Annotated in this window: 3 protein-coding genes; 2 read left to right on the top strand and 1 reads right to left on the bottom strand. The window is 65.8% G+C overall.

Features of this window, described 5'->3' with window-relative positions:
• The first annotated feature begins 186 nt into the window (after window positions 1-186).
• Entirely contained in the window at window positions 187-1308 is a 1122-nt protein-coding gene (locus tag ACF8E5_RS02065; protein ID WP_145257544.1) for a cupin-like domain-containing protein, read from the top strand.
• A 65-nt stretch (window positions 1309-1373) separates the two neighbouring features.
• Window positions 1374-2342, top strand: coding sequence for a siderophore-interacting protein (locus ACF8E5_RS02060; protein WP_392474844.1), 969 nt, complete (start codon window positions 1374-1376; stop codon window positions 2340-2342).
• A gap of 39 nt (window positions 2343-2381) precedes the next feature.
• On the opposite strand, the gene ACF8E5_RS02055 is transcribed toward ACF8E5_RS02060, so the two are convergent.
• Entirely contained in the window at window positions 2382-3773 is a 1392-nt protein-coding gene (locus ACF8E5_RS02055) for an aspartate aminotransferase family protein (RefSeq protein ID WP_392474843.1), read from the bottom strand.
• Window positions 3774-3939: the final 166 nt, after the last annotated feature.

The following is a 3939-nucleotide window of genomic DNA, read 5'->3' as shown; positions in this document are numbered from 1 at the left end:
CTGCGACCTTCCATACAGTTGGGTATCGAGCGTTGGCTCGGCTATCCCTACGGGACGTAGGAAGACGCGAGAAAATTAGCCGCCCAGCTTAGGCGCTGGCGCCAGGCATGCCGGTAAGGCGCCGGTTAAATCGGTGCTCGTATCGCTCGTTAACCCTGCACAACGACAGATCGACAGGGGTTGACCGTGGACCTTCAGAGCATTCTCAGCAGGCTGTTCGCCAATGCCCATGGCGTGGGCATCGAGGGCGTCTACCAGTTCGTCTTCGCCCATGACCGGGCCTTCTGGTCGGAGGTACGCGAGCAGAGCCGCACCGGTGTTGGCCGCCACGCCGCGCCGGACGTCACCATCGAGGTAGCCGAACGCGACTTTCTCGGGATCATGGGCGGCACGGCCAATGTCGAGGAACTGTTCGCCAGTGCGCGGCTGAAGATCACCGGCAACATGGGCCTGGCCACGCTGCTGCCGCAGATCATCAACAGCGCGCGGCAAGGCACTTCGGCCAGCAAGGTGGCCATGAATCAACGCTACCCCACGCCAGCACGCATCAGCGAACGTGTATCGGCAGCGCAGCCTGTGCTGCGTGAGGTACCCCGCCTGCCGCGGGCGCAGCTGTCAGCCGAGCGTTTTGCCCGGGAGTACCTGCCGCTGGGCATGCCGGTGGTGATGAGCGACGCCCTGCACGACTGGCCGCTGTTCAGCATGGGGCGTGAGGCGTCCATCGCGCACTTTGCCGAGCTGCAAGGCATCACCCGCCACGGCGACTACGTGAAGAAAACTTTCTCCACCGACCGCGACTTTCGCGCCACCTCCATGGCCGACTTCATTGCCTCGCTGGACACGCCGGCCAAACCGGGTGAAACCCCGGCCTACATGGGCAACAACATCGTCCCGGAAAAGCTCCTGGCGCTGATCCGCTTCCCCGACTACTTCGAGCGTTCGCGCTACATCGCGCCGCGCATCTGGATTGGGCCCAAGGGCACGCTCACCCCCTTGCACCGGGATGACACCGACAACCTGTTCGCCCAGGTCTGGGGGCAGAAGTCGTTCATCCTTGCCGCCCCGCATTACCGTCCGGCGCTGGGCACCTGGTCGACCAGCCCCAAGGGTGGCCTGGACGGCTGCGACTTCAACCCCGATGCCGCCGACTACCGGCGGTTCCCAGCCGCCCGCGATGTGCCGTTCCTGCGTGTGGTGCTGCAAGCCGGCGACCTGCTGTTCTTGCCCGAGGGCTGGTTCCACCAGGTGGAGTCGGTGTCCACCTCGCTGTCGGTCAACTTCTGGGTGAACTCCGGTCGCGGTTGGTAAGGCGCGGTTAATTTGCCTGGGCGTCGGCTCGTTTCTCAGCAAAGACGTCTGCACGAGAACGCCCCATGCCCAGCCCAGCCCGCATGACCCAAACCCTCCAGCAAGGCCTGCGCCGTCTGATTGGCGGCGCCAGGCGCCAACCCCAGCCCTACCGCCTGTTCGACCTGGTGCTCAGCCGCCGCCTGAGCCTCACACCTTCGCTCAGCCGGCTGGTGTTCACAGGCCCCGACGTGGCGCAGATGACCACCCTGGCACCGGACCAGCGGGTGAAGCTGTTCTTCCCCGCGCCCGATGGCTCCCTTGCGCAATTGCCTGCCGACCAGCACTGGAAGGCCGCCCACAGCGCGCTCGCTGCCGAACAGCGCCCACCGATGCGTACCTACACCTTGCGCGCGCTGCGCCCAGAGGCATTGGAGGTGGACGTGGATTTCGTCTTGCACGGTGTCAACGGCCCTGCCTCTGCCTGGGCTACCGAGGCGCGGCCGGGGGATCGCCTGCAGATGCTGGCACCGAACCTGGCCCATGCGGGAGACCCTGGTGGGTACGAGTGGAAGCCGCCGCAAGGGGTACGCAACGTGTTGCTGGTCGGGGATGAAACGGCGCTGCCAGCGATTGCCGGCATCCTCGAAGCTCTGGCCGTGACGCAACCGGACCTGGCGGTGCAGGCGTTCATTGAAGTGCCCTTGCAGGCCGACTGCCTGGAGGTGCGTCACGGCAGCGGCGTTGAGCTGCACTGGCTGCCACGGGATCTTTTGAACTGCGCGCAGGGCCAGGCCATGCTGCATGCCGTGCGTGAACTGGCCCGACTGCCCCAGGGGCACGCAGTGCCCGAGGCCAGGCTGGAGGATATCGATATTGACACGCGCATTCTGTGGGAACAGGCCAGTACCGCCTGCAGCGTGTTCCACGCCTGGGTGGCGGGCGAGTCGGCCACGGTCATGGCCATCCGTCGCCATTTGATCAAGGAGCGCGGGTTGCCACGTCAATGGCTGACCCTGATGGGCTACTGGCGCGCTGGCAGAACCCTGGACTGACGGGGCGTGTAGCCGGGGGCACACGGCCCCCCGCTGGACTCAGACCGCCGCGGCCACGGCAGCGGCGAAGCGCTGAGCGACCTCGTCGACCTGCTCGTCGCTGATGATCAAGGGCGGCAGGAAACGCACCACTGCCCCGTGGCGGCCACCGAGTTCCAGGATCAGGCCTCGCTTGAGGCACTCGCGCTGTACGCGCGGGGCCAGTTCGCGGTTGGCCGGCGGGTGCCCCTGGGCGTCTGCCATGCCTTGCGGATCGACCAATTCCACGCCCAGCATCAACCCCCGACCACGGATATCCCCCAACTGCGGATAATCTGCCTGCAGGCGCTGCAAATGCCCGCGCAGGCGCTGACCCATGGCCTCGGCATGGTCGGCCAGGCGGTGCTCGACCAGGTATTCGAGCACGGCAGACCCTGCGGCCATGGCCATCTGGTTGCCGCGGAAGGTGCCGGCATGGGCGCCTGGCTTCCAGGTGTCGAGCCAGTTGCGGTAGACCACCACGGCCAGGGGCAGGCTGCCACCGATGGCCTTGGACAGGGTGACGACGTCTGGCACGATACCGGCGTGTTCGAAGGCGAACATGCGTCCGGTCCGGGCGAAACCACTCTGGATTTCATCGACGATCAGCGCAACACCCGCCTGCTCGGTGATGCGCCGTACACCCTTGAGCCACTCGATGTCGGCGGGTATCACGCCGCCTTCGCCCTGCACCACTTCCAGAATCACCGCGGCTGGCAGCGGCACCCCGCTTTCGGGGTCGAGCAGCAGGTTTTCCAGGTAGTGCAGGTTGGCCTTCACCCCCGCTTCGCCGCCCAGGCCGAACGGGCAGCGGTAGTCGTAGGGGTATGGCATGAACTGCACGCCGCTGCCCAACAATGCGCCCAGGGGCTGCTTGGGACCCAGGCTACCCATCAGGCTCAGTGCCCCTTGGCTCATGCCGTGGTAGGCGCCCTGGAAGGTCAGGACCGTGCTGCGGCCGGTGGCGCTGCGCACCAGCTTCAGCGCGGCCTCCACCGCATCGGTACCGGTCGGGCCACAGAACTGCACCTTGGCTTCACGGCGCAGTGCTTCGGGCAGCACGGCGAACAAGTCCTGGACGAAGCGGTCCTTGACTGGGGTAGTCAGGTCCAGGGTGTGCAGGGGGAGTTCATCGGCCAGCACGCGCTGGATGGCTTCGACTACCACGGGGTGGTTGTGGCCCAGCGCCAGCGTACCGGCACCGGCCAGGCAATCGATGAACTGGCGGCCTTCGACATCCTCGACATAGATGCCACGGGCGCGCTTGAGGGCCAGCGGGATACGGCGGGGGTAGCTGCGGGCATTGGATTCCTGTTGCTGCTGGCGGTGCAGCAGCGGCGAATCGGTGAATTCGTATAGGGGGTGCGGGGTGGTGGCCGGTGGGACCTGAGCAAGGCTGGTAGCGGTGGACATGGTGGATCCTCGCAAGCAAGCGAATGGGCGGTAGTCGCTTGAGAGACGCTTAGCCGGGGGGAGGATTTAGGGGGGCTTTGCTCTTGCTCTTGCTCTTGCTCTTGCTCTTGCTCTTGCTCTTGCTCTTGCTCTTGCTCTTGCTCTTGCTCTTGCTCTTGCTCTTGAT

Origin of the sequence: Pseudomonas sp. WSY_20, from assembly GCF_043104335.1 — a bacterium.
Taxonomy (GTDB): domain Bacteria; phylum Pseudomonadota; class Gammaproteobacteria; order Pseudomonadales; family Pseudomonadaceae; genus Aquipseudomonas; species Aquipseudomonas parafulva_B.
This window is presented reverse-complemented; position numbering and strand designations above follow the sequence as displayed.

Excerpts from the sequence above, each read along its gene's own strand:
- ACF8E5_RS02060 (WP_392474844.1), top strand. The coding sequence starts at position 1,374 with ATGCCCAGCCCAGCCCGCATGACCCAAACCCTCCAGCAAGGCCTGCGC.
- ACF8E5_RS02055 (WP_392474843.1), bottom strand. The coding sequence starts at position 3,773 with ATGTCCACCGCTACCAGCCTTGCTCAGGTCCCACCGGCCACCACCCCG.